We start from the raw sequence: 26,075 nt of genomic DNA, 5'->3' as shown, positions 1-26,075 counted from the left end.
CGACGGTGCCGCCCGGCCCCTTTCACAGGGGTCGGGCGGCACCGTCGTCCCAGGGCCGGTGTGCGGCCTGCCGGGTCACTTCTCCAGGCGCCTCAGGGCCTCGTCCATGACGATCTCCTTGCCGCTGGAGAGCGCGTCGCCGTCCTCCGGGAAGTGGCAGGCGGTCAGATGACCGTCCCGGTTGCCGGAGAGCTGCACGAGCGGCGGCTCCTCCGTCGCGCAGACGTCCTGCGCCTTCCAGCACCGGGTGCGGAAGCGGCAGCCGGAGGGCGGGTTGATCGGCGAGGGCACGTCGCCGGTGAGGCGGATGCGCTCACGCTGGGGCGCGTCGTCGTCGTGCAGCGAGGCCTCGGGCACCGCCGAGAGCAGCGCGTGGGTGTAGGGGTGGCGCGGCGCGTTGTACAGCGAGTCGCGGTCACCGACCTCCACGACCTTGCCGAGGTACATGACGGCGAGGCGCTGCGAGAAGTGCCGGACGATCGCCAGGTCGTGCGCGATGAAGACGAAGGCGATGCCCAGTTCCTTCTGCACGTCCTGGAGCAGGTTCACGACCTGCGCCTGGATGGAGACGTCCAGCGCGGAGACGGGCTCGTCGGCGACGATGAGCTTCGGCTCCAGCGCCAGGGCGCGGGCCACCCCGATGCGCTGCCGCTGACCGCCGGAGAACTCGTGCGGGAAGCGGTTGAAGTGCTCCGGGTTCAGGCCGACGATCTCCAGCAGCTCGCGCACCCGGGCCTCCCGGCCGCCGGGGGGCTCGATGCCGTTGATCTCCATCGGCGCGCTGATGATCTTCCCGACGGTCTGCCGGGGGTTCAGCGACGAGTACGGGTCCTGGAAGATCATCTGGATCTCGGACCGGATCGGGGCGAGCTGCTTGCGCCCCGCGCGGGTGATGTCCTGGCCCCGGTAGGTGATGCGGCCGTCGGTGGGCTCCAGCAGCCGCGTCAGCATCCGTCCGGTCGTGGACTTGCCGCAGCCGGACTCGCCGACCAGACCGAAGCTCTCGCCCGGGAACACCTGGAGGTCGACGCCGTCCACCGCCTTGACCGCGCCCACCTTCCGCTTGAACGGAAAGCCCCCGTAGACGGGGAAGTGCATGGTCAGGTTCTCGGCGGTCAGCAGCGGCTCCCCCGTGGCCGGGAGCGTGTCCTTCGGCTCGGTCAGGGTGAGTTCGTCACTCATGGTTCGGTCTCCCTAGCCCAGCCGGGGCTTGATCTGCTCGACGAAGAGGGTCTGCTTCTGCTCGGCCGTCAGGTGGCAGGCGGAGGCACGGCCCGCGCCGAGCTCGGGGCGGTCGGTGGTGCACAGGGTCCCGCCCACCTCGCTCCGGAACCCGCAGCGCGGGTGGAAGGCGCAGCCGGAGGGCGGGTTGAGCAGCGAGGGCGGGTTGCCGGGGATCGGCATGAGCTTCTCGTGGACGTTGCCGCTCAGGCTGGGCATGGACGACAGCAGACCCCAGGTGTAGGGGTGCCGGGGCGCCCGCAGCACCTCGGCGGCCGATCCGCGCTCCACCGCCCGGCCGCCGTACATCACCATGATGTCGTCGGCCATCTCGGCGATGACGCCGAGGTCGTGGGTGATGAAGATGATCGAGGAGCCGAACTCCTGCTGGAGGTCCTTGAGCAGGTCGAGGATCTGCGCCTGCACGGTGACGTCCAGGGCGGTCGTCGGCTCGTCCGCGATGATCAGGTCGGGGTCGCAGACCAGGGCCATCGCGATCATCGCGCGCTGCCGCATACCCCCGGAGAACTGGTGGGGGTAGTCGTCGACGCGGGTCTTCGGGTGCGGGATGCCGACCTTGGTCAGCATCTCGATGGCCCGCTCCCGGGCCTCCTTCTTGCTGGCGCCCGTGTGCTTGCGGAACGGCTCCATGATCTGCCGGCCGATCGTGTAGAACGGCGACAGCGCGGTCAGCGGGTCCTGGAAGATCATGGCCATCTTGTTGCCGCGGAGCTTCTCCAGGGTCTTCTCCCTGGCGCCGGTCAGCTCCTGGCCGTCCAGCACGATCTCCCCGGTGACCGTGGTCGTCTTCGGGTTGTGCAGGCCGAGCACCGTCAGGTTCGTCACCGACTTGCCGGAGCCCGACTCGCCGACGATGCCGAGGGTTCTGCCCCGCTCCAGGTCGAACGAGAGACCGTCGACGGCCTTGACGATGCCGTCCTCGGTGGAGAACTGCACCCGCAGGTCGCGGACCGACAGGAAGGCGTCCCGCCCGGTCGGGGCCGGGGCGTCCTCGGTCTTGGTGAGTGTGGTCACGGGAAGTACTCCTAGCCCAGCCGCACGCGGGGGTCGATGTAGGCGTAGGCCGCGTCGACGACGACGTTGCACATCAGGATGAACGTCGCGCCGATGAGCATCACGCCCATGGTGAGAGGCAGGTCGATGTTCGTCACCGCGTCCACGGCCAGGCGGCCGATGCCGGCGAGGCTGAAGGTCATCTCGGTGACGATGGCACCGCCGAGCAGGGCGCCCAGGTCCATGCCCAGGATGGTGACGATGGGGATGAGCGAACCGCGCCAGGCGTAGCGGAAGAACACGTAGGGGCGCGACATGCCCTTGGCGCGGGCCGTCCTGACGTGCTCCTCCTGCAACTGCTCGATCATGCTGGAGCGCGACATACGCGTGTACTGCGCGGTGAAGATGAGCGCCATGACGAACCAGGGGATCAGCAGGCCGGTGAACCAGCCCAGCGGATCCTCGGTGATGGGCACATAGCGTGGCGATTCCATGATGCCGCTGCTGAAGACCAGCGCACCCAGCACGATCGGCCCGAGGAAGTAGATCTGCATCGAGCTGAAGACCAGCGACATGGAGCTCAGGGTCTTGTCCGTGACCGTGCCCTTCTTGGCGGCCGCCATGAGGCCGGCGCCGAGGCCCAGGGTGAGGAAGATGACCAGCCCGCCGAGCGACAGGGACAGCGTGAGGGGCAGACGGTCGACGATCGTGTCCCAGACCATCAGGTCGGTGTTGAACGAGACACCGAGGCAGGGCGCGTCACACCGGCCGACCGAGAAGTCCCGGCCCATGACGATGCCGCGCATGAACTCCCAGTACTGCTGGGCGATCGGATCGTTGAGGCCGAGGTTGTCTCTGATGATGTCCTTGGCGGCCTCGGTGCAGTTCTTTCCGCACGCCAGCACTGCGGGGTCACGCGGGGCGGCGAAGAAGATGAGGAAGGTGAACGCGCTGATCAGGATCAGGATCACGAACGCGCTGCTCAGCCGTCGGATGAGAAATCGAAGCATGGGAGTCCGCTGCTCTCGGGGTGGCGGCAGGGGGTCTGGGAGAGGAGACGTTGGACCTGCGAACGGCCCCCGGGAACGCGCGCTCCGCCGCGCGCACGTTCCCGGGGACCCGGTTCAACGGGGTGTTACGACTTCAGGAACAGCCGGGAGACGTCGATGTAGCTCTTCTCGGAGCTGTACCGGGCGCCGCCCACGTTCGATCCGTGGATCTGCAGCTGCTTGGTGAAGTAGAGCGGAGCCGCCGGGTTGATCTCCTCGACGATGTACCGGTGGAGCTTCTGCCACTCGGTGGTGGCCTCCTCCGGGTCCGTGATCTTCAGGATCCGGTCGATCTCGGAGTTGACCTTGTCGTCGTTGATGTGCGAGTAGACGGCCGAACCGTCGGCGAGCTGGTCACCGTCGTACAGCGGCGGGATGACGGTGGAGATGGACGGCCAGTCCTGGCCCCAGCCGGTCATGTAGATGTCCAGGCCGTTGTCGACCTTGCCGACCCGCTCGTAGTAGGTGGCCTGGTCGATCTCCTTCTTCTCGACCTCGAAGCCGGCCTTCTCCAGCGCCTTCTCGATGATGATGGCCTGCTCCTGGCGGTGCGGCACGTTGGCGTAGCCGTAGACCAGGCTCTGGCCCTCGGCGCCGGCCTCCTTCAGGAGCTCCTTGGCCTTCTCGATGTCACCCTGCGGGTTCTCGATCTTGCCGTAGGGGTCGTAGCCCTTCTCGTAGCCCGGGACGGTCGGGGCGAGCAGACCGCCGGCCGGCTCACCGCCGTAGGAGCCACCGTCGGGACGGAGGATGTCGGCGTTCGGGAGGGCGTAGGTGATCGCGTCGCGGATCTTCTTGTCCTTGATGCGGTCCATGTTCATGTTGAGCTGCCAGACGTAGGGCGCGTAGCCCTTGATCGTCCGGGCGTTCGTCTCCTCGTTGGAGACGATGCTCTTGATCTGCGAGGTGTCCACGGCGCCGCTGAACTGGATGCCGTTCTTGGCGTCACCGCGGTCGGCGGCGAGGCGCTTGGACTGGTCCACGCGGTCGTGGTTGAACGTGATGTCCCAGCCGTCCACGAAGGCGTGACGCTTCGGGTCGGTCTCGGCGCTCCACTCGTCGTTGCGGACGAGCTTCATGTTCTTGCCGGAGTTGACCTCGTCGATCTTGTACGGACCGATCGCGGTCGGCTTCTGGTCGTACTTCTCCTTCGTGTCCTTCTCCTCGGGCACGATGGAGTAGCCGGCCATGGCCAGGGCCTGCGGCAGGTCCGGGCGCGGCGTGTCGAACTTGAAGACGACGGTCTTGTCGTCCGGCGTCTCCAGGACGTCGTCCGGCAGGTGGTCGCCGTTGTACGGGCCCTCGGGCAGGGCCTCGCGGTACTTGGTGCCCTCACCCGACAGCCACTGCTGCAGGTAGGTCGGGCCGTCGGTGATGTGCTTGGCGTACAGGCGCTCGACGGTGTGGCGGACGTCGCCCGAGTCGATCGGGTCGCCGTCCTCGTCCTTGATGCCGTCCTTGAGCGTGAACGTCCAGACCTTGCCGCCCTCGGAGGGGGTACCGGAGTCGGTGGCTATGTCACCGACGACGGTCAGGCCGCCCTCGTCGTCCTCCACGAAGGTGGTGAGACCGCGGTGGATGAGCACCGACAGCAGACCGGCGTCGCTGACGTAGATCTGACCCGGGTCCAGGTGCGAGAAGTCCGTCTGCTGGTAGACGCGGATCGTGCCGCCTTCGCGGGAGCCCTCGACCGGTGCGGCCGGGCCCTTGGAGGCCTCGGCGTCACCGTAGGCGACGGCCTCGGACTGCTCCTTGGCGTCGTCCTGCGTCTTGGAGTCGTCCTTCGTCTGCGAGTCGCTGTCGCCGCCGCAGGCGGTCAGGGCGAGAGAGCCCACCGCGATGGCGACCACCGCGGTGCGCGCTCTGCGCGTGGAAAGGAGCCTCATGGAGTTTCTCCACCTGCCTGTTGTCGTGATCAGTTGCGCTGCCTGACGGGCCCGGTCGCCCGGCGCAGGGGTGGCAGCCCCCCTGCCAACGGACGGCTCAGCGTCCAGCCTTGGGGTCGATGGCGTCCCGTACGGAGTCACCGAGGAGGTTGAAGCTCACGATGAAGATGACCATCGCGATGCCGGGGAAGAGCATGTAGACGGGGTTGTCCTGGTAGATCTCCCCTGCTCGCTGGAACATCCGGCCCCAGTCGGGCGTCGGTTCCGTGTACCCGATGCCGACGTAGGAGAGGAAGGCGACGGACAGGATCGCCATGGGCAGCATGAGCGTGCCCTGCACCAGGATCGGTGTGTAGAGGTTGGGCAGCAGCTCCTTGCGGAGGATGCGCCACCGGGAGGCGCCGGAGACCTTGGCGGCCTCGACGAACTCCCGCTCGCGAAGGGAGAGCGTCGCGCTGCGCACGAGGCGGGCCATGCCCATCCAGCCGAGGAAGGACAGGATGATCAGCATCGCGAGGAACCGGACGTAGACCGGCGTCTCCTTGTCCGGCGCCACGAAGAGGGCCACGACCACCGGCATGGTGGAGATGAGGAAGAGCTGGCTGGGCAGCGCCATGAAGAAGTCGGTGACGCGACCGATCCAGTAGTCGGTCTTGCCGCCGAAGAACCCGCCGACCAGGCCGAGGAGCACCCCGAGGATCACCGAGACGATGGTGACCGGGACGGCCGTGTAGAGCGAGGTCCGCATGCCGTAGAGCAGCTGCATCATGACGTCGCGGCCGAGGTCGGGCTCGACACCGAACCAGTGATCGCCCGAGACACCGCCGGGGCTGCCCGTGGGGTAGCCGAAGGGGTCGAGCAGCGACATGTCCTCGAGCCCGTAGAACGTGTACGGGTCCTTGCCGTAGATCCAGCCGACCACCGGCGCCAGCGCCGCGATGGCGAAGAAGAAGATGACCACACAGCCGGCGATCACGCCGGTGCGGTCGCGCTTGAAGCGCATCCACATGAGCTGGCCGGGGGACCGGCCGGCCGTCGTGCCCTGGGTCGTGTCGGTCTTCTCCTCGGTCAGGGAAGCCGATTCCCCGGCAGTGGTGGTGTCGTTCCCGGCTGTCGCAGCCTGGGGAGGACTCGTCATCGCGTTGTGCCCCCGCGCTCTGTTTTTGGCGGAACCCGGTCATTCGGTGGCACTAGGTGTGCCATTGGGATGAGCGGACTCTTGCAACCCGTGGACTGCGGCGTCAAGAGTTTCCGGCGCGCTGGGGAGGCACCGCCCGATTCTTGAGCAAAGGTTATGCAGATCGAGGTCCATACGTGCTTGACAACGATCGTTAACATCGGGCATTTGATCACATACAGTGCGTCTTCGTCGGTGATCTGTCCGCAACCAGAACGAGGCGGCACCGATATACGAACCGTGGTTGTACGAACACCTAAGGCCCGCCGGGGGGACAATGCAGACGCAACGCCCGTAGATCCCGGCGCCCTCAGGCGCCGGGATCGGTTGTTACCCATGAGGAACACGGTGTACACACAGCGGCACCGGCCGGTGCCGCCGAGGTCAGCCCTCCGGGTGCGTGAGGTCGGGCCGGTCCTCGGCGAAGAAGCAGGCGGAGTCGTGGTGGGCGGGGCCCTCCGCGTACCGGTACTCCGCCGGTACCGCCAGCGGCGGCACCTCCAGGGCGCACCGCTCCGCCGCCTTCCAGCAGCGCGTGCGGAACCGGCAGCCGGAGGGCGGGTTCGCCGGTGAGGGGACGTCGCCGGTGAGGATGATGCGCTCCCGCTCCTCCGCCAGCTCCGGGTCGGGCACCGGGACGGCCGACAGCAGGGCCTGGGTGTAGGGGTGCGTCGGGTGCTCGTAGATCTCGTGGTCGGTGCCCAGCTCGACGATCCTGCCGAGGTACATCACGCCGACGCGGTCCGAGATGTGGCGGACCACGGACAGGTCGTGCGCGATGACGATGTAGGCGAGCCCGAACTCCTTCTGGAGCCGCTCCATCAGGTTGACGACCTGCGCCTGCACCGAGACGTCCAGCGCCGAGACCGGCTCGTCGGCGACGATGATCTCCGGGTTGAGGGCCAGCCCCCGGGCGATGCCGATGCGCTGCCGCTGCCCGCCGGAGAACTGGTGCGGGTACCGGTTGATGTACTCCGGGTTCAGCCCGACGACGTCCAGCAGCTCCTGGACGCGCGTGCGCCGGCTCCCCTTCGGTGCCACCTCGGGGTGGATGTCGAAGGGCTCCCCGATGATGTCGCCGACCGTCATGCGCGGGTTGAGCGAGGTGTAGGGGTCCTGGAAGACCATCTGGATGTTGCGGCGCACGGCCTTGAGGCCCCGGCGCGAGAGGGTGGCGACATCCTCGCCCTTGTAGAGAATCTGTCCGGCGGTGGGCCGCTCCAGGCTGACGAGCAGCTTGGCGACGGTCGACTTGCCGCAGCCGGACTCGCCGACGATGCCGAGCGTCTCCCCCCGGTGCAGGTCGAAGGAGACGCCGTCCACGGCCCGGACCGCGCCGACGTGCTTGCGGAAGATCACCCCCTGGGTCAGCGGGAAGTGCTTGACGAGGTCCCGGACCTCCAGGATGACCTCGCCGCGCTCCTGCGGGCTCCGCTCGGGGCGCTGCGCGGTGGGGACGGAGGCGGGCTCAGCCATACATCGTCTCCTTCCAGAAGTGGCAGCCGCTCGCCCGTCCGGGGACGGGGGCGCCGTCCCGCTCGGTGACCTCGTACAGCGGCGGATCGTCGACGGCGCACACGTCCCGCGCCTGCGGGCAGCGGGGGTGGAAGGGGCAGCCGGGCGGGATGCGCAGCAGGTTGGGCGGCAGCCCCTTGATCGCGTACAGCTCCTGGCCCTTCTGGTCGAGGCGGGGGATGGAGTCCAGCAGGCCGCGGGTGTAGGGGTGGGCCGGGCGCTTGTAGAGGGCGTGCACGGGGGCCGTCTCCACGATCCGGCCCGCGTACATGACGGCGATCTTGTCCGCGACGTCGGCCACGACGCCGAGGTCGTGGGTGATGAGGATCAGGCCCATGCGGTACTCGCGCTGGAGATCCGCGAGCAGCTCCATCACCTGGGCCTGCACCGTGACGTCCAGGGCCGTCGTCGGTTCGTCGGCGATGATCAGCTCGGGCTCCAGCGCCATCGCCATCGCAATCATGATGCGCTGGCGCATGCCGCCGGAGAACTGGTGCGGGAAGTCCCCGGCCCGCTGCGCGGCGGCCGGGATGCGCACCCGATCCATCAGCTCGACGGCCTTCGCCCTCGCCACCTTCCGGGAGTCCCCCCGGTGCACCTGGAACATCTCCGCGAGCTGGTAGCCCACGCTCAGCACGGGGTTCAGCGAGGAGAGGGCGTCCTGGAAGATCATCGCCATCCGGGCGCCGCGCACGCGCCGCCGCGCGTCGGGGGTCAGGGTCAGCAGGTCCTGGCCCTGGAAGAGGATCCGGCCGCCCGTGACGTAGCCGGGCGGCGAGTCGAGGATGCCCATCACCGCCTGCGCGGTGACCGACTTGCCCGACCCCGACTCCCCGAGGACGGCGAGCGTCTGCCCGGCGTCCACCGAGTAGTCGACGCCGTTGACGGCCCGGACCACGCCGTCGCGGGTGCGGAACTCCACGTACAGGTCGCGCACGTCAAGCAGTGGGGGCACCTGCGGTCAACTCCTCAGCGCAGCTTGGGGTCGAGGGCGTCGCGCACCGCGTCGCCGAGCATGATGAACGCCAGCACCGTCAGGCTCAGCGCGGCGGCCGGGTAGAGCAGGATGTGCGGCGCGTTGCGGAACTGCATGCCGTCGGAGGCGTTGGAGATGTCCACCCCCCAGGAGACGGTCGGCGGTCGGAGCCCGACGCCGAGGAAGCTCAGGGTGGCTTCCAGGGCGATGTACGTGCCCAGCGCGATCGTCGCGACGACGATGACGGGTGCGACGGCGTTCGGGGTGATGTGCCGCAGCAGGATGCGGGTGTGTCCCGCGCCCAGTGCCTGCGCGGCGTGCACGTAGTCGTTCTGCTTGGCCGTGATGACGGCACCGCGCGCGATACGGGCGATCTGCGGCCAGGCCAGGGCCGTGATGACGCCCACGACCGGCCAGATGCCGTCCACGGTGATCATGGCGAGGAACACCAGGGCGCCGAGGATGATCGGGATGCCGAAGAAGATGTCGGTGAGCCGTGACAGCAGGGTGTCGGCGGCGCCTCCGAAGTAGCCCGCGAGGCCGCCGAAGAGGGCGCCGAGCAGGGCGACGCCGAGCGTCGCGCAGACGCCGACGGTCACCGAGGCGCGGGCTCCGTACACGGTGCGGGTGTAAACGTCGCAGCCCTGCGTGTCGAAGCCGAACCAGTGGCCGGGCTCGGCGCCGCCGAGTGACCGGCTGATCCGGCACTCCAGCGGATCACCGGTGGCGATCAGCTGCGGCCAGACGGAGATGACCACGAGAAAGAGGATGACCAGGCCGGAGACGATGAACACCGGCCGCCGCCGCAGGTCGTGCCAGGCGTCGGACCACAGGCTGCGGGCCGCCTCCTGCTCCGGCCCCCCGTCCGGTCCGCGCCGGCCGTCGCCCTCCAGCGTCTCGCCCTCGGCGTAGGCGAGGTCGGCGGATACGCCCGCGCCGCCGATCGCCCGCCGGGGCTCGGGGGCGCCCGGGGTGGGGTAGGTGTGCGGCTCCTGGGGCTCGTTCGGCTCAGGCATAGCGAATCCTCGGGTCGAGCACGGCGTACAGGAGGTCCACGAGCAGGTTGGCGAGCAGGAAGATCAGCACGAGGATCGTCACGAAGCCGACCACGGTGGGCGAGTTCTGCCGCAGGACGCCCTGGAAGAGCTGGTAGCCCACGCCCTGGATGTTGAAGATCCGCTCGGTCACGAGCGCCCCGGCCATGAGGCTGCCGACGTCCGTCCCGAGGTAGGTCACCACCGGGATCAGCGAGTTGCGCAGCAGGTGGCGCGTGGTGATGCGGCGGCGGCGCAGCCCCTTGGCCACGGCGGTGCGGACGTAGTCGGCGCGGGCGTTCTCCGCCACCGACGTCCGGGTGAGCCGGGTGACGTAGGCGAGCGAGACGAGCGCGAGGATCAGCCCGGGGAGGATCAGCTCGTTGAGGGGCGCCTCGGGGCTGACCGCCGGGGCCGTCCAGCCGAGCTTCACGCCGAAGAGGAACTGGGCGAGCACCCCGGTGACGAAGGTGGGGATGGCGATGACGACGAGGCTCAGCAGCAGCACCGAGGAGTCCACGCCGCCGCCCCGGCGCAGCCCGGAGACGACGCCGAGCACGATGCCGAGGACCAGCTCGAAGGCGATGGCCACCAGCATCAGCCGGAACGAGATGGGGAAGGCGGTGACCAGCAGGTCCATGACGGGCCGCCCGTTGAAGGCGGTGCCGAAGTCCCCGGTGAAGATGTTCCGCATGTAGAGCAGGTACTGCTGCCACACGGGCTTGTCGAGGTTGAACTCGGCGCGCAGCCGGGCCGCGGTCGCCGGGTCGGGGGTGCGGTCGCCGAACAGGGCGGCGACCGGATCGCCGAGGGCGTGCACCATGATGAAGATCAGGAACGTCGTCCCGATGAAGACCGGGACCATCTGGAGCAGGCGCCGGATGACGTAGTGCCCCACGGGCCTCCCTCCTCAGCTACGACCGGGGCCGGTCACCGCGCGAGCGGCGGACCGGCCCCGGTGGGCGATCAGTTGACCGTGATCTCGCTGTAGACGGGGACGGAGAAGGGGTTGAGGCGGACGTCGTCCACCCGGTCCGAGTAGCCGGCCGTGCCGTTCTGGTACCACAGCGGGACGGCCGGGAGGTCCTCGGCGAGCACCCGCTCGGCGTCCTGGAAGGTCTCGACGGCTTCGCTCTGGTCGGCCGCCGCGTTGGCCTCGTCCACCAGCCGGTCGAACTCGCCGCTGCTGTAGCCCGCGTCGTTGGACGAGGCGTCCGTGTAGTACAGCGGCTGGAGGAAGTTCTGGATGAGCGGGTAGTCCATCTGCCAGCCGGCCCGGAACATGCCGGTCATGCGGTCGGCGCTGATCTGCTCACGGAACTCGGCGAACGTCGCGACGGGGTTGACGCGGCAGGCGTTGTTGTCGTCCATGACGTTGTTGATGCTGTTGCAGACGGCGTCCATCCACTGCCGGTGCGAGCCGGTGTCCACGTTGGAGGTCAGGGTGACGGAGCCGCCGGGCAGGCCGCCGCCGTCCTCGATGAGCTGCCGGGCCCGCTCGGGGTCGTAGGTGCAGGCGTCCCCGCACAGCCCCTCCTCGTAGCCGCCGTCCTCGCCGAGCACCGGGGAGGTCCAGTCGGTGGCCGGGGTGCGGGTGTCGCCGTAGATCTGGGTGGTGATCTCGTCCCGGTTGATGGCCATCGAGAGACCGCGCCGCACGTCGGCGGCCTCGTCGCCCTCCCACTCCTCCTGGTAGAGGGGGAAGGTGATGGTCTGGATGATGCCGGCGGGCTGGTTGATGTAGCGCCCGTCGAGGTCCTGTTCGGCGTTGCGCACCTGGGAGGCGGGGATGTCGTCGGTGACGTCCAGGTTGCCCGCCTGGAGGTCGGTGTAGGCGGTGTTGTTGGAGGTGTAGACGATCAGCTCGACGCCCTCGTTCTGCGGCTCGTCCTCCCCGCTGTACTCGTCGTACGTCGACAGCCTCATGGACTGACCGCGGTTGTAGGACTCCACCTGGTACGGCCCGTTGCCCACCGGCCGCTCCAGCCAGGCCTCGTGGTCGTCGAAGAAGAGCTGCGGCAGCGGGGCGTAGGCGGTGTAGCCGAGCGTCTCGGGCCACAGGGAGAACTTCTGGGTGAGGGTGACGCGGAAGGTCTGCTCGTCGACGACCTCCAGGCCCGACATCTCCTCGGCCGTGGGCTCGGCGCCCTCGTCCTCGGGGTGGACCTCGTCGTAGCCCTCGATGAACTGGAAGAAGTACGCGTTGACCTGGTTGTTGTCCAGGTTGGCGCCGTAGTTCCAGGCGTCGACGAAGGAGCTGGCCGTCACCTCGGTGCCGTCCGAGAACGTCCAGCCCTCCTTGATCTTCACCGTGAAGGTCTGCTGGTCGTCCGTCTCGATGGACTCGGCCATGGCGTCCTTGGCCTCGCCGGTCTCCGGGTCGTACTCCTTGAGACCCGTGAAGATCATGTCCAGGACCTTGCCGCCCTGCACCTCGTTGGTGTTCGCGGGCTCCAACGGGTTCTGCGGGTCGCCCCACGACGCCCGGACGACGCCGTCACCGCCGCCGCCACCGTCCCCGCCGCCGCAGGCTCCGGCGGCCAGGGCGACCGTCGTCACCGTCGCGACGGCCCAGCCGACACGCCTGGCTCCGCGCATGAGGTGCCTCCTCGTCCTGTGGTCACTTTCCGCCCATACCACTCCTTTCGGGCGTGCCCCGCACGTGTGCCACTCGGCCGGGCGCCGAAGAGAAACCCAGAAACCCCCGTGTGGCCCCCTGGCGGGGCCCCACGGGGGCCGGAGAAACGACGGACGGGCCGGTCGCGGCGGAAGGTACTCCGCCGCGACCGGCCCGTCGTGGTGCGTCGGCCCCTGCGGGCCGGACGTCAGCGCTTGGCGCGGCTCACGGCGCGGGCGCGCTCCCGCGCGTCGAGGTTCACCTTGCGGATGCGCACCGTGTCGGGCGTCACCTCGATGCACTCGTCCTCGCGGCAGAACTCCAGTGACTGCTCCAGGGAGAGCTTGCGCGGCGGCACCAGGTTCTCCGTGGTGTCGGAGGAGGCGGCCCGCATGTTGGTGAGCTTCTTCTCCTTGGTGATGTTCACGTCCATGTCGTCGGCGCGGGAGTTCTCACCGATGATCATGCCCTCGTACACCTCGGTGCCCGGCTCGACGAAGATCGTGCCGCGCTCCTGGAGGTTCAGCATGGCGTAGGCCGTGGCCGCGCCGGACCGGTCCGCGACGAGGGAGCCGCTGTTGCGGGTGCGCAGGTCCCCGAACCACGGCTCGTGCCCCTCGGAGATGGAGTGGGCGATACCCGTGCCGCGCGTCTCCGTCAGGAACTCCGTGCGGAAGCCGATGAGGCCGCGCGAGGGGACGATGAACTCCATGCGCACCCAGCCGGAGCCGTGGTTCGTCATGGTCTCCATGCGGCCCTTGCGGCTCGCCATGAGCTGGGTGATGGCGCCGAGGAACTCCTCGGGGGCGTCGATCGTCATGCGCTCGACGGGCTCGTGGACCTTGCCGTCGATCTCCTTGGTGACGACCTGCGGCTTGCCGACGGTCAGCTCGAAGCCCTCGCGGCGCATCGTCTCGACGAGGATGGCCAGGGCCAGCTCGCCGCGGCCCTGCACCTCCCAGGCGTCGGGCCGCTCGGTGGGCAGCACGCGCAGCGAGACGTTGCCGATCAGTTCGCGGTCCAGGCGGTCCTTGACCAGGCGGGCGGTGACCTTGTGGCCCTTGCCGCCCTTGCCGACGAGCGGCGAGTTGTTCGTGCCGATCGTCATGGAGATGGCCGGCTCGTCGACCTGGATGAGCGGCAGGGCCACCGGGTTCTCCGGGTCGGCCAGCGTCTCGCCGATCATGATCTCCGCGATGCCCGCGACGGCGCAGATGTCGCCCGGCCCGGCCTGCTCGGCGGGCTTGCGCGTGAGCGCGTCCGTCATCAGCAGCTCGGTCACGCGGACGTTCTGCACGGAGCCGTCGCGCTTCATCCAGGCGACGGTCTGCCCCTTCTTCAGGGTGCCGTGCTGGACGCGGCACAGCGCGATGCGGCCGAGGAAGTTGTCGGCGTCCAGGTTGGTGACGTGCGCCTGGAGCGGCGCGTTCTCCTCGTACGTCGGCGCGGGGACGGTCTCCAGGAGCGTGGTGAAGAACGGCTCCAGGCTGTCGCTGTCCGCCGGGACGGTGCCGTCCTCGGGCTTCGTCAGCGACGCGACGCCGTCCCGGGCGCAGGCGTAGACGATGGGGAACTCGATCTGCTCCTCGGTGGCGTCCAGGTCGAGGAAGAGGTCGTAGGTCTCGTCGACCACGGCGCCGATGCGGGCGTCGGAGCGGTCGGTCTTGTTGATGCAGAGGATGACCGGCAGCTTGGCCTGGAGGGCCTTGCGCAGCACGAACCGCGTCTGCGGGAGAGGACCCTCGGAGGCGTCGACGAGGAGGACGACCGCGTCGACCATGGACAGGCCGCGCTCGACCTCACCGCCGAAGTCGGCGTGGCCCGGGGTGTCGATGATGTTGATCGTGACGGGGCCGTCACCGCTCTTGGGGTGGTACTTCACGGCGGTGTTCTTGGCGAGAATGGTGATGCCCTTCTCGCGCTCCAGGTCGCCGGAGTCCATCACCCGCTCGTCGACCTGCTGGTGTGCGGCGAAGGCGCCGGCCTGCTTGAGCATGGCGTCGACGAGGGTGGTCTTGCCGTGGTCGACGTGGGCGACGATGGCGACGTTGCGGATGTCGTTGCGCGTGGGCATGCGTGCGGCGCTTCTCCCGGAGTTGTGGATGGCAGCGCGGGCGTGTGCCCGGCTGCCCGCCGGGCTCGTATCGTCGACGCCGCGGCCTGGGTCCTTCCATGGTACGGGTCGCGTCCGGGCCGCCCCGCTCCTGTCCGGGGCCGAGCGGCCCCGGGTGCCCGGACGTGCGGCGATGGCCCCTCGGTCACGGCTTAGGGTGCCGGAAGGCGAACTGCGAGGAGGTGGCGGCCGTGGCACGGGTGTCGGCGGACGTACGGCGTGAGCTGCTGGTCGAGGCGGCGATCCGGGTGATGGTCCGGGACGGCGTCGCGGCGGCCACCACGCGGTCCATCGTCGCCGAGGCCGGCATGCCGCTGGGCGCCTTCCACTACTGCTTCCGCTCCAAGCAGGAACTGCTGGAGAACGTGATAGCGACCATCACCGGACACACCCTCGACCGGATGCTGGAGGTCCTGAAGGGCGCCGGCGGCTTCGAGGACAAGCTGCGCGCGGGGCTCGACGCCTACTGGCAGCACGTGCTGAGCCACCCCGACGAGCACCGCGTCACCTACGAGCTGACGCAGTACGCGCTGCGCCGTCCGGGGCTGGCCGCGCTGGCCAAGCGGCAGTACGAGAGCTATCTGGAGGCCAACACCCGGGTGCTGGAGGCGCTGGCGGAGGGGTGCGGCGTCACGTGGACGGTGCCGGTGCCGGTGCTCGCCCGGTACACGGCGTCGGTGGTCGACGGGCTGACGCTGCTCTACCTCAACGAGGGGGACGACCGGGCGGCGGGCGCGGCGCTGGACCTGGCGGCCTCCCACGTGGTGGGGCTGGCGCGACCCGTTCCCTGAGGGGCCGCGCAGGCCCGCGCGGGGTCCGCGCTGGTGTGGCCACGGCGAGCTCGGCACGCCGCGTGGTCGTGCGTCCGGGACTATTGACCCGGTCATCTGACCAACTCTATGTTGCGACCCACGTCACACGACACCGGGAGCGACCGTGAGACCACGCCGCCACCTCGCCCTGACCGCGGTCGCGCTGACCGCCCTCCTCCTCGCCCTCGTCGCGGGCGCCGCCGCACCACCGGGCGCCCGGGCCGCCGACGGCGTCCCGTGGTACGAGCCCGTCGACCGGCCGACGCCCGACTCCCGGGTCAACGTCACCGGCGCACCCTTCACCGGCACCGGCCCCGACGGCGACGTGCGCGGCTACGTCGACGCGCACAACCACCTGATGTCCAACGAGGGCTTCGGCGGTCGTCTCATCTGCGGCAAACCGTTCTCCGAAGCCGGCGTCGCGGACGCGCTCAAGGACTGCCCCGAGCACTACCCGGACGGCAGGGGCGCCGTCTTCGAGAACCTCACGGCCGACCCGGACTGGCGCCACGACCCCGTGGGCTGGCCGACGTTCACGGAGTGGCCGACGCACGCGTCGCTCACCCACCAGCAGAACTACTACGCGTGGGTGGAGCGTTCGTGGCGCGCGGGACAGCGCGTGATGGTCACCGACATGGTCTCCAACGGCGTCCTCTGCTCGATCTACTTCTTCAAGGACCGGGGCTGCGACGAGATGGAGTCCATCCGGCTCCAGATCGAGAAGACCTACGCGATGCAGACCTACGTCGACACCATGTACGGCGGCCCCGGCAAGGGCTGGTTCCGCATCGTCACCGACGCCGGGCAGGCGCGCGAGGTCATCGAGGACGGCAAGCTCGCCGTCGTCCTCGGCGTCGAGACGTCCGAACCGTTCGGCTGCAAGCAGGTCCTCGACCTCGCGCGGTGCGACCGGGGCGACATCGACCGCGGTCTGGACGAGCTGTACGACCTGGGCGTGCGCAGCATGTTCCTGTGCCACAAGTTCGACAACGCCCTGTGCGGGGTGCGGTTCGACTCCGGGACCCAGGGGACGATCATCAACATCGGCCAGTTCCTGTCGACCGGCACCTGGTGGACCACCGAGGAGTGCCGGGGGCCGCAGCGGGACAACCCCATCGGAACGGCCGACGTGCCGCAGTTCGAGGCGATGCTGCCGCCCGGGGTGGGCGTCCCCGGCTACGACGAGGGCGCCCGGTGCAACACCCGGGGGCTGACGCGGCTGGGCGAGTACGCCCTCGACGGGCTGATGGAGCGCGGCATGATGGTCGAGATCGACCACATGAGCGTGAAGGCGGCCGGGCGGACGCTGGACATCCTGGAGTCCGCGGACTACCCGGGCGTGCTGTCCACCCACAGCTGGATGGACCGCGACTGGTCCGAGCGGGTCTACCGGCTCGGCGGCTTCATCGCCCAGTACGCCCACGGCAGCGAGCACTTCGTGAACGAGGCCCGGACGGGTGCGGACCTCCGCGAGGAGTACGGCGCGGGCCTGGGCATCGGCGCCGACATGAACGGCGTCGGAGGGTGGCCGGCGCCGCGCGGCGCCGACGCCCCGAACCCGGTGACCTACCCCTACCGCAGCGTCGACGGCGGCTCGCTCCTGGACCGGCAGGTCACGGGCGAACGGACCTGGGACGTCAACGTGGACGGCGGCGCGCACTACGGCCTGCTGCCGGACTGGATCGAGGACATGCGCCGGATCGGCGGTGAGGACGTCGTCGACGACCTCTTCGACGGAGCCCAGTCCTACCTCGACACCTGGAACGCGACGCAACGGCACGATCCGGGCCCCGACCTGGCCGAGGACGCGACGGCGACGGCCAGTTCGACGGAGTGGAGCCTCTTCGGCCGCTACGCCCCGGCCCACGCGGTCGACGGCGACACGGGCACCCGCTGGGCGAGCCGCTGGAAGGACGGCCAGTGGCTGAGCCTGGACCTCGGCGCACCCCGCACGGTGGGCCGCGTCGTGCTCGACTGGGAGCGGGCCCACGCGAGCGGCTACCGGATCGAGGTGTCGGACGACGGCGCGGACTGGCGCGGCGTGTGGTCCACCCGTGCGGGCGCCGGGGGCGTCGAGACCGCGCGCTTCGACCCCGTCCGCGCCCGGCACGTGCGGGTGTACGGCACCGAGCGGGCGACGCGGTACGGGCTCTCCCTGCACGAGGTCTCCGTCCACGCCCGCTGACACGTGGGTGCGGGCCCGGGCGGCACGGCCTCCCGCCCGGGCCCGCCTCCCCGTCGCCCGCTGACGCCGGAGCCCGGCGGGGAGGCGGTGGAACCGCCGGTCACAGGAAGGCGTGCCCCTCGCCCCGGTAGGTGGGGGCGGCCGTCACCCCGCCGGCCTCGTCGACGAGGTGCAACGCGTCCACGCGCTCGCACAGTTCGCCGGCCTTGGGGTGCCGGAACCAGACGCGGTCCCCGATCCGGAGCCCGGCCACCCCCGGGCCGGTGAGCGGCGTCTGCACCTCCCCGGCCCCCTCGGCGGCCAGCAGACCCAGCCCGCGGGGCCAGACGGGAGTGGGCAGCCGGTCGCGGCCCGGGGGCCCGGAGGCCACCCAGCCGCCGCCGAGCACCGTGGCGTGGCGGGGCGAGGGGCGGCGTACGACGGAGAGCACGAAGTAGGCGGCCGGGCGCGGGGTGAAGCGCGTGTAGTGGTCGAAGAGCGCCGGGGCGAAGAGTCCGGACCCGGCGGCGACCTCCGTCACGGCGGGCTCGGCGGCCGTCAGCTCCACGCTCCCCGTGCCGCCGCCGTTGACGAACTCCAGCGGCGCGACGGCGCGGACGGCCGCCACGGCGTCCGCCCTGCGGCCCGCCAGCTCCCGGGCCGACACGCGCTGCACGGCCCGCACACCGAACCGGCTCGGGCCGGGCCGGTCGTCCCCGATGCCGGCTATCTGCCCCTCGTAGGCCATCACTCCGACGAGTGTGAACCGGGGGTGCGCGACGACGGCCCGGGCGAGTCGGGCGGCGTCGCCCGGGGTGTGGACGGGCGAGCGGCGGGCGCCGACGTGGACGCGTCCCCCGGCGAGCCGGAGGGAGGCGTCGAGTTCCAGGCAGACCCGCAGCGGCGGACCGTCGGGCCCGACGGCGGCGGCGGTGAACTCCAGGTGCTCCGGGCTGTCGACCATGAGCGTGACCCGGGACGCCAGCCGCTCGTCGGCGGCCAGGCGCCCGAGGGCCGCGCGGTCGACGCTCGGGTAGCCGACGACGACGTCGTCGACCTCCTCGGCCAGCCACAGCGCCTCGGGGAGCGTGAACGCGAGGACGCCGTGCACACCGGGGAGGGCGAGGACGCGGCGCATCACCTCCCGGCAGCGCACGGACTTGCTGGCCACCCGGATCGGCGTGCCGCCGGAGCGGCGGATCAGGTCGGCCGCGTTGGCGCGCAGGGCGGCGAGGTCGACCACGGCGTACGGGGTCTCCAGGGCGTCGGTCGCCGCGCGCAGCCGCGCGGGGCCGGTGGCCGGGGTGGTGCGGGTGGTGCGGATCGCGTCGGGCACAGGGTGAGCATGTCCCAGGACCCGGAGTGGGTCAAGTGACCAAGACTATTGTCCGGATCGTGCCGGGGCGGCGCTCGCCCCCTCCTGCGCACGGGCGGGACGCGCATGGCCGATGTCCTGGTAGCGCGGCGTCTCCAGGCCGAACGCCCCGGCGTTGCCGAGGGACCGCGCGACGGCCACCAGCTGCGGCGGCTGGAACAGCGGCACCGATCCGGCGGCCGCCCAGACGCGGGCGTCGATCCGCCGGATCAGCTCCTCGCGCTCCTCGTCGTCGAGTTCGGTGACCGCCTGCTCGAAGAGCTGGTCGACCTGGTCCGTCCCGACCCGGGTGAAGTTCTGCTCGATCAGCAGCGATCCGTCCGGGGACGCGACCGGTTTGGCGAAGATCGACCGGGTGTCCGTCGCCGGGTAGGCCGTGGCCGGCCACCCGTACAACGCCAGGTCGAAGTCGCCGGAGGCCAGGTGGTCCTGGAAGAACGCCCCGTCCGGCACCCGGGTCACCTCCACCCCGACGCCCACCCGCTGGAGCATCGCGACGATCCGCTCGCCGGTGCGGCGGATCTGCTCGGAGCCGTCCCCGGCCGGGAGCACCATGCGCAGCTCCAGCTCCCGCCCCTCCTTCAGGCGCAGCAGGTTCGCCTCGGCGTGCAGCAGCGTGTCCAGCGCGTCGGACGCCTCGGTCGCCGCCGCCAGCGACGCCTCGGCCGCCTCGGCGAGCTTCTTCGCGTTCTTCCCGCCCTTCTTCTTGGCCGCCTTCGCGGCCCGGGCGTCCGCGTGGGCCGCCTGCCGCAGCACGGCGGCGCGACCGCGCTCGGAGCTGCTGGCCACCCCGGTGAACGCCGGAGCCCGCACCGGGCGGGCGGCCCCGGCCCGCCGCGCGTCGCCGTCCCCGGTGCCGTTCTTCGCGGCGTCGGCGTCGGCTTGGCCGGCGGTGGCGGCCCCCGCGGCGTCGGTGCCGTCCCCGGTGGAGGGTACGGCCGGACCGCCCTTCCACCCCGCCTCGGCCAGCAGGCCGGACGCGGAGGCCGTGGTCGCCTCCCCGACGGCAGCGCTGTTGTCGTGATAGCCGGCCTGGTCGTACATCCGCAGGTGGCTGCCGAGCGCCCGCACCGGCAGCCCCGCCGGACGGTGCACGGCCCGCGCCAGGGCCTCCCGGTCCAGCGCCTGGGCGACGGCCCGGCGGACCCGCTCGTCCCGCAGCGGTCCGGAGGTCCCGTTCAGGGCCAGCTGGACGTAGGAGGGGGCGTAGGCCCGGCGCACGGTGTAGCGCCGGAGCCGCTCCCGCTCCTTGGCCGCTTCGGCCTTCTCCCCGGCCTCCTTCTTCTCGTCGGCCCCGCCCGAGCCGTCCTTCTCGGCCTCCTGCTCCTCCTCCGCCGCGTCCTTCTCGTCCTTCTCGTCCTCTTCGGCCGCCTTCGCGTCGTCGGAGGCCGTGCCGTGCTCCTGCGCCCCCGCCGTCCGGGGGCGGGCCGCCTTCGCGATGCGGTCGGCCACCGGCTGTCGGATCTCGGCGACGTCCAGCTCGCCGGCGGCCAGCGCGTCGCCGCGCTCGGCCGGGGGAACGGCCTTGAGGACGAGGGAGTCCAGCTTGGCGCGCTCGCCCCACCAGGCGGTGTTCCGCTCCAGCGTGACGCTGTCCGACGTCGGGTCGAGCGTGCCGCCCTTGACGGCGAAGGGACCGGCGGAGACGGGGAGCTTGGTGCGGGAGGTCGTGTTGAACGCCTTGGGCTCGCCGGTGACGGACCGGGGGTAGAGCGGCGTGAAGAGGGAGCGCCAGTCGGCGTAGGGGCGGGCGAAGGTGACCCTGACCCGGCCTTCCTCCTTCCCGGGCTCGACCTTGTGGATGCGGTCGTAGCCCGCGGCGCGCGCCGCCCAGTACCCGCCGTCGCCGCCGCCGAGGGCGTGCCACTGGGCGGCGAAGTCGGCGGCCGAGAGCGGGGTGCCGTCGCTCCAGCGGGCCTTTGGGTTCAGCCGGTAGACGACGACCTGCTGCGGCTCCCGTTCGGTGACCTCGGCGGACTCCAGGTAGTCCGTGTTGAGCTGTGGACGCCCCCGGCTGTCGAGCGTGAACAGCGCCGGGAGGGTGGCTGCGGCGATGCGGTCCGTGGCCGCGTCGGCGTCGTCCTGGTAGGCGTTGAGCGTGACGGGCGCGGCGTCGACGGCCCAGCGCAGGGTGCCCCCGAAGCGGACCTGTTCCCGTTCGGCGACGGACAGGTCGCGGGCCGAGCCGCTCTTGCCCTCGCTCGGATCCTCCTCGCCGCCGCACCCGGCCAGGAAGGGGGCCACCAACAGGCCAGCGGCGAGCACGGTCGCCGTCCTGCGCCCGGGAGCGGATGCGATGGCTGGCACGGGTGGCATGGCGATCTACCTCCGGGAGCTGACCCGACAAGCCGACTAGTGCGATGGACGGCTCATCACATCTTTCAGAGGCCATCGAACGGCCCGTCAGCTCACGCGCGGCGCAGACACGGCGCCGGCCGGCACAAGCCCACCCGAGTGGACGCGTACCCCGTGCTGTGACGGAGGTGCCGCGGCCGTCACAGCATGGGGTAGGCGTCCAGGATCGCGTCCAGGGCGTCCGGCGGTTTGGGACCGCCGTCGTGCGGCAGGGAGAGTTCGAACCAGACGGCCTTGCCGCCCGGCGTCCGACGGCTGCCCCATCCGGCGGAGAGCAGCTCCACGAGCTGGAGACCCCGGCCGCCCTCGTCCGTGTCGCGGGCCCGCCGTCGGCGCGGCTGCACGGGGCTGGTGTCCCAGACCTCGCACACCAGCGTGCGCTCCATGAGCAGCCGGAGCCGGATCTCGCCCGAACCGTGCCGGAGCGCGTTGGTGACGAGTTCGCTCACCAGCAGCTCGGTGGTGTCGGTGAGCCCGTCCAGGTGCCATTCGGCGAGCTGTGCGCAGGCCAGGTCGCGGGCGCGGGCGACCGAGCGGGCCGCCGAGGGCAGCCGCCAGTCGCCCACGGCGGACGGCGGCAGCCCCTGCACGCGGGCGAGCAGCAGGGCCACGTCGTCGTCCCCCTGCGGTGCCCCGTTGCCCGCCAGCACCCGGTCGCAGATGTCCTCCAGCGGACGGTCGGCGTCGGTGAGGGCCTGCCGCAGCCGCAGCAGCCCCTCGTCCAGTGACTGGTCGCGGGACTCGACCAGCCCGTCCGTGTACAGGGCGAGCAGCGCGCCGTCGGGGAGTTCGACGTCGGTCTGCTCGAAGGGCTCGCCCCCCACCCCGAGCGGCAGACCGCCCGGCCCCTCCAGCAGCAGCGGCGGGCCGCCGCCGCTGTCCCGGCCGGCGGACGCCTCGACGAGCACCGGCGGGACGTGCCCGGCGTTGGCGAACGTACAGCGGCGCGAGACCGGGTCGTACACGGCGTACACACAGGTGGCGAGGTAGACCTCGCTCAGGTGGTCGGGGTTGTCCAGCGGGCCGCCGCGCCGCCGGTAGGGGTTGCCGCCCAGCCCCCGGGCGATCTCGTCGAGCCGCTCCAGCACCTCCGCCGGCTCCAGGTCCAGCAGGGCGAGGGTGCGGACGGCGGTGCGCAGCTCGCCCATCGTCACGGCGGCCCGCAGCCCGCGCCCCATGACGTCCCCGACGACGAGGGCCGTGCGGTGCCCGGGGAGTTCGATGACGTCGAACCAGTCGCCGCCGACCTCGGTGGCGGCGGTGCCGGGACGGTAGCGGCAGGCGATGTCGAGCCCGGCCGCCTCGGGGTCGCCCGGGGGCAGCAGGCTGCGTTGCAGTATCAGGGCACGCTCGTGTTCGCGCCGGTACAGGCGGGCGTTGTCGATGCAGACGGCGGCCCGCGCGGCGAGCTCGGCCGCCAGGGCGGCGTCCCGCTCCCCGAAGCGTTCGCTGCCCTTGGCGCGGGAGAACTGGGCCACGCCCAGGACCTGGTCACGGGCCACCATGGGCACCGCCAGCGTCGAGTGGACGACCAGCCCGAACGGCCGCGCACCCCGCGCGTCGTCGGGCTCCGCCGGGCCGGTCGGCGGCACCGGGCGCACCCGTGCCGTGCGCAGCGCCGCCGCGCACGGCGACTCGAAGGCGAACCGGTGCGTCGCGCCGAGCGGCACGTTGTCGGGGTGGGCGCCCTCGCCGACCGCACCGACGGCACTGGCGAGCGCGACCCGCCGCAGCGGTGCGCTGCCCTCCCCTCCACGGCCGGGCCGGGGCTCCTCCCCCGCGAGCACCGCCTCGTACAGGTCGACGGAGGCCAGGTCGCAGAACTGCGGCACGGCGACGTCGAGCAGCTCCCGCGCGGTCCTCTCCAGGTCGAGCGAGTTGCCGATGCGGGCACCGGCGGCGTTGAGCAGGGCCAGGGCTCGGCGTACGTCGTCAGGCTTCCCCGTCTCGACTGGCATGTCGCTCAACGCCGCCCCTTCCCGTTGTGCGGAACGTCCCCGAACGTTCCGTCGTCGTGCTGTGCCGCCGCGGGCGAGCGGCACCGACAGAAGTGTGGCACCCCGTCGGCCGTAGCGGGACGGATTGTCGGGTACCACCCGTACGCGGGGCCCCCGCACGGGCGCCGTCGCCGGTGGGCGGCACCTCTCCGCCTGCTCCTTGACTCCTAACCAGGCAGGGGCAGCTCGAACCACACCGTCTTGCCGATGGGCCCGTGCCGGGTGCCCCAACGGCGCGCGGACTGCGCGACGAGCTGGATGCCCCGGCCCCCCTCGTCGTCGTGGGCCGGGGTGCGGGCACGGGGCGGATCGGGCAGCGGATCCGACACCTCCACGAGCAGGGACGCGCCGCGCACCATGCGCACGCCGATGGGCCCGTGCGCGTAGCGCAGGGAGTTGGTGACGAGTTCGCTGACCAGGAGCACCGCCTCGTCGCCCAGCGGGTCGAGGTCCCAGGCGTGCAGGGTGTCGCGCACGGCGGCCCGCGCGCGCCGGACGGCCGTCTCCTCGGCGGGGAACGTCCAGCTCGCGGCGCTGTCCCCGGGCAGCCCGCCGAGGCGGGCGACGAGCAGGGCCACGTCGTCCGGCCCGCCGGGGCCGCCCGGCCCGCCGGAGCCGCCCTGCGGGAGCAGCGTGAGGACCTCGTCGCAGAGGTCCTCGATGCCCACCTCGCCCGTCCCGGAGGTGAGCCGCCTCCGCAGCCGGGACAGCCCCTCCGAGATGTCCTCGTGCCGCGACTCGATGAGCCCGTCGGTGTACAGGACGAGCGCCGCCCCCTCCGGCGCGGTGAACTCCCGTCGCTCGAAGGCCACCTCCCCCACACCCAGCGGCGCGCCCGAGGGGAGCTCCAACGGCTCGGTGTGCCGACGGCCGGTCGCCGGGTCGACGGTGAGCAGCAGCGGCGGGACGTGCCCGGCCTTGGCGATGGCGCAGTGCCGCGTCGAGGGGTCGTAGACGGCGTACACGCAGGTGGCCATGAGGGGTTCCTCGGGGCTCTGCGCGAGGTCGTCGGCGAGGTCGTTGACGCGGCGCAGGAGGTCGTCGGGGGCGAGGTCGTCGGCGGCGAGGGTCCGCACCGCCGTGCGCAGCCGCCCCATCGTCGCGGCGGCCCGCAGCCCGTGCCCCATCACGTCGCCGACGACGAGGGCGACCCGGCCGCCCGCCAGCGGGATGACGTCGAACCAGTCGCCGCCCACCTCCGCCGCGCTGCTGCCCGGGACGTAGCGGTAGCCGATCTCCAGCCCGGGCGGGGACGGCACCCGCTGGGGCAGCAGGCTGCGCTGGAGCATCAGGGCGCCCTCGCGCTCCCGCGCGTAGAGGCGGGCGTTGTCCAGCGACACCCCGGCCCGCGCCCCGATCTCCATACCGAGGGCCACGTCGTCCTCGTCGAAACCCTCGCGCTCGTCGGCGCGGCTGATGACCAGCAGGCCGAGCACGATGCCGCGCGCGCTCAGCGGGAGGGCCATCAGCGAGTGGATGCCGAGCTCGACCGCCGCCCGCACCTTGGGATCGCCCGGGTACGTGGCCGTCACCAGGTCCTCCTGCGACCGCGCCAGGTGCGGACGTCCGGTGGCCAGCGTCGTCGCGAAGAAGGAGCGTGGCGCGAACGCGATGTCCTGCCCGACACGCAGCATGCGCTCCACCTCCGGGCCGGCGCGCTTGCCCGCCACGCCGAGCTGGAGGAGCGGCACGCCGACGATCGGCAGCCGGCCCGGCAGCTCGTCACCGGTGGCGATGGCACCGTGCAGCATGACCCCGGCGTAGTCGCACAGGCGCGGCACGAGCGCCCTGGCGAGGGCGTCGGACATCCGGCGGACGTCCAGCAGGTCGCCGAGGGCCAGCCCCACGTCGTCCAGCAGCTTCAGCCGCTGCCGGGCCCGCTCGACGTGCTCCAGGGCCTCGCGGCGCTCGGTGATGTCCAGGATCGTGCAGCTCGTGCCGAGCACCTGTCCGGAACGGTCCGTCAGCCGGGCGTAGGAGACCGAGCGGTGGCCGCTGCCGTCCGGCGCCTCCATCACCATGTCCACGAGCGTGCGCCCGGTGGCGAGCACGGCGGCCTGCACCCGCGCGATCTCGCGTGCGTAGGGCGCCGGGAAGACCTCCTCGACGGTACGGCCCAGCATGCGGTCCCTCGGCGTGCCGTTCAGCCGCTCCATCGCCTCGTTGGCCCGCACGAAGCGCTGCCGGTCGTCGAAGAGGGCGATGCCGAGCGGGGAGGAGTCGAACAGGGCGTCCAAGGCCGCGAGGTCGTGCTCGACGGCACGCAGTCGGCCGGTCTCCACGACATTGGCCAGAATGAAGGGCTCGCCGGCGGCGTCCTCCAGGAGCGAGGCGTACCCCTCGACCTCGACCGTGTGGCCCGCCCGGTGCCGGGCACGGACCACGCCGCGCCACAGGCGCCCGCGGCGCAGTTCGGCGAAGAGGCGGGAGGCCGACCGGGCGGCCGGCTGTTCCTCGACGAGGAAGTCCGCGAAGGAGCGGCCCGTCGCCTCGTCGGCCCGCCAGCCGAGCAGGTCCTCGGTCGTCGTGCTCCACAGCACGACGCGGCCCCGCACGTCGAGGATGACGACGCCGAAGCGCAGGGCGTCCAGGAGGGAGTCCACCGACCCGCGTGCGCCGGGAGGCCCGGAACCGGGGGAGCCCGCGTCGGCCGGGCGTGCGTCGGCCGGGCGTGCGCCGGCGCCGGGTGCCTCGCTCACTCCGCCCCCGTCCCCGCTCGGCGGGCCTCACCAGGGCGTCTGGGGCGGCACCCCGGCGAAGGCGGACGTCC

General features: G+C 71.5%; 16 protein-coding genes and 1 pseudogene. 2 read left to right on the top strand and 15 right to left on the bottom strand.

Annotated elements, in window-relative coordinates; genetic code table 11:
• Positions 1–75: 75 nt before the first annotated feature.
• The 11 genes from IF129_RS18970 to typA all read right to left on the bottom strand — a co-directional run bounded on the left by IF129_RS18970 (position 76) and on the right by typA (position 14,563).
• On the bottom strand, positions 76–1,182 hold the full coding sequence (locus IF129_RS18970) for an ABC transporter ATP-binding protein (protein WP_191210917.1): 1,107 nt from the start codon (positions 1,180–1,182) through the stop codon (positions 76–78).
• 12 nt (positions 1,183–1,194) lie between these two features.
• Positions 1,195–2,256 (bottom strand): ABC transporter ATP-binding protein, encoded by a 1,062-nt coding sequence (locus IF129_RS18965; RefSeq protein WP_191210916.1) that lies wholly within the window; start codon positions 2,254–2,256, stop codon positions 1,195–1,197.
• Positions 2,257–2,267: 11 nt separating this feature from the next.
• The gene (locus tag IF129_RS18960; RefSeq protein WP_191210915.1) at positions 2,268–3,245 is read right to left on the bottom strand and encodes an ABC transporter permease; all 978 of its coding nucleotides are present in this window, start codon (positions 3,243–3,245) and stop codon (positions 2,268–2,270) included.
• A gap of 125 nt (positions 3,246–3,370) precedes the next feature.
• Positions 3,371–5,170, bottom strand: coding sequence for an ABC transporter substrate-binding protein (locus tag IF129_RS18955; protein WP_191210914.1), 1,800 nt, complete (start codon positions 5,168–5,170; stop codon positions 3,371–3,373).
• Positions 5,171–5,267: 97 nt separating this feature from the next.
• Positions 5,268–6,308 (bottom strand): ABC transporter permease, encoded by a 1,041-nt coding sequence (locus tag IF129_RS18950; protein WP_191210913.1) that lies wholly within the window; start codon positions 6,306–6,308, stop codon positions 5,268–5,270.
• Positions 6,309–6,731: 423 nt separating this feature from the next.
• Positions 6,732–7,823 (bottom strand): ABC transporter ATP-binding protein, encoded by a 1,092-nt coding sequence (locus tag IF129_RS18945; protein WP_191210912.1) that lies wholly within the window; start codon positions 7,821–7,823, stop codon positions 6,732–6,734.
• Complete coding sequence (locus IF129_RS18940) at positions 7,816–8,817, bottom strand: ABC transporter ATP-binding protein (RefSeq protein ID WP_191210911.1); 1,002 nt, start codon at positions 8,815–8,817, stop codon at positions 7,816–7,818. Before IF129_RS18940 ends, IF129_RS18945 begins: the two co-directional genes overlap by 8 nt.
• A gap of 14 nt (positions 8,818–8,831) precedes the next feature.
• The gene (locus tag IF129_RS18935) at positions 8,832–9,854 is read right to left on the bottom strand and encodes an ABC transporter permease (RefSeq protein ID WP_191210910.1); all 1,023 of its coding nucleotides are present in this window, start codon (positions 9,852–9,854) and stop codon (positions 8,832–8,834) included.
• A complete protein-coding gene (locus tag IF129_RS18930) occupies positions 9,847–10,770 on the bottom strand; it encodes an ABC transporter permease (protein WP_191210909.1) in 924 nt (307 codons plus the stop codon). Before IF129_RS18930 ends, IF129_RS18935 begins: the two co-directional genes overlap by 8 nt.
• 68 nt (positions 10,771–10,838) lie before the next feature.
• Positions 10,839–12,470 (bottom strand): peptide ABC transporter substrate-binding protein, encoded by a 1,632-nt coding sequence (locus tag IF129_RS18925; protein ID WP_191210908.1) that lies wholly within the window; start codon positions 12,468–12,470, stop codon positions 10,839–10,841.
• A 227-nt stretch (positions 12,471–12,697) separates the two neighbouring features.
• Complete coding sequence (gene typA / locus IF129_RS18920; protein WP_191210907.1) at positions 12,698–14,563, bottom strand: translational GTPase TypA; 1,866 nt, start codon at positions 14,561–14,563, stop codon at positions 12,698–12,700.
• 230 nt (positions 14,564–14,793) lie between these two features.
• On the opposite strand from typA, the gene IF129_RS18915 reads away from it, so the two are divergent.
• Both IF129_RS18915 and IF129_RS18910 read left to right on the top strand, forming a co-directional pair.
• Positions 14,794–15,393 (top strand): TetR/AcrR family transcriptional regulator, encoded by a 600-nt coding sequence (locus IF129_RS18915; protein WP_191210906.1) that lies wholly within the window; start codon positions 14,794–14,796, stop codon positions 15,391–15,393.
• Between the two features lie 145 nt (positions 15,394–15,538).
• Positions 15,539–17,599 (top strand): galactose-binding domain-containing protein, encoded by a 2,061-nt coding sequence (locus IF129_RS18910; RefSeq protein WP_191210905.1) that lies wholly within the window; start codon positions 15,539–15,541, stop codon positions 17,597–17,599.
• A gap of 100 nt (positions 17,600–17,699) precedes the next feature.
• Here the strand turns inward: IF129_RS18910 and IF129_RS18905 are convergent, their stop codons facing one another.
• From IF129_RS18905 to IF129_RS18890, 4 genes and pseudogenes are all read right to left on the bottom strand, one after another.
• On the bottom strand, positions 17,700–18,914 hold the full coding sequence (locus IF129_RS18905; protein WP_381479782.1) for an alanine racemase: 1,215 nt from the start codon (positions 18,912–18,914) through the stop codon (positions 17,700–17,702).
• Positions 18,915–18,959: 45 nt separating this feature from the next.
• Positions 18,960–21,269: an ABC transporter family substrate-binding protein gene (locus IF129_RS18900; RefSeq protein WP_191210904.1), complete on the bottom strand. Its 2,310-nt coding sequence runs from the start codon at positions 21,267–21,269 to the stop codon at positions 18,960–18,962.
• Between the two features lie 179 nt (positions 21,270–21,448).
• A pseudogene (locus IF129_RS18895) lies at positions 21,449–23,302 on the bottom strand (ATP-binding SpoIIE family protein phosphatase); the annotation flags it as partial.
• 170 nt (positions 23,303–23,472) lie between these two features.
• Positions 23,473–26,004: a SpoIIE family protein phosphatase gene (locus IF129_RS18890; protein ID WP_191210903.1), complete on the bottom strand. Its 2,532-nt coding sequence runs from the start codon at positions 26,002–26,004 to the stop codon at positions 23,473–23,475.
• Positions 26,005–26,075: the final 71 nt, after the last annotated feature.

The organism is Streptomyces chumphonensis (genome assembly GCF_014779715.1).
Lineage (GTDB): Bacteria > Actinomycetota > Actinomycetes > Streptomycetales > Streptomycetaceae > Streptomyces > Streptomyces chumphonensis.
This window is presented reverse-complemented; position numbering and strand designations above follow the sequence as displayed.

Coding starts and splice junctions, on each gene's coding strand:
- IF129_RS18925 (WP_191210908.1), bottom strand. CDS start 12,470: ATGCGCGGAGCCAGGCGTGTCGGCTGGGCCGTCGCGACGGTGACGACG.
- IF129_RS18945 (WP_191210912.1), bottom strand. CDS start 7,823: ATGGCTGAGCCCGCCTCCGTCCCCACCGCGCAGCGCCCCGAGCGGAGC.
- typA (WP_191210907.1), bottom strand. CDS start 14,563: ATGCCCACGCGCAACGACATCCGCAACGTCGCCATCGTCGCCCACGTC.
- IF129_RS18960 (WP_191210915.1), bottom strand. CDS start 3,245: ATGCTTCGATTTCTCATCCGACGGCTGAGCAGCGCGTTCGTGATCCTG.
- IF129_RS18935 (WP_191210910.1), bottom strand. CDS start 9,854: ATGCCTGAGCCGAACGAGCCCCAGGAGCCGCACACCTACCCCACCCCG.
- IF129_RS18970 (WP_191210917.1), bottom strand. CDS start 1,182: ATGAGTGACGAACTCACCCTGACCGAGCCGAAGGACACGCTCCCGGCC.
- IF129_RS18950 (WP_191210913.1), bottom strand. CDS start 6,308: ATGACGAGTCCTCCCCAGGCTGCGACAGCCGGGAACGACACCACCACT.
- IF129_RS18900 (WP_191210904.1), bottom strand. CDS start 21,269: ATGCCACCCGTGCCAGCCATCGCATCCGCTCCCGGGCGCAGGACGGCG.
- IF129_RS18955 (WP_191210914.1), bottom strand. CDS start 5,170: ATGAGGCTCCTTTCCACGCGCAGAGCGCGCACCGCGGTGGTCGCCATC.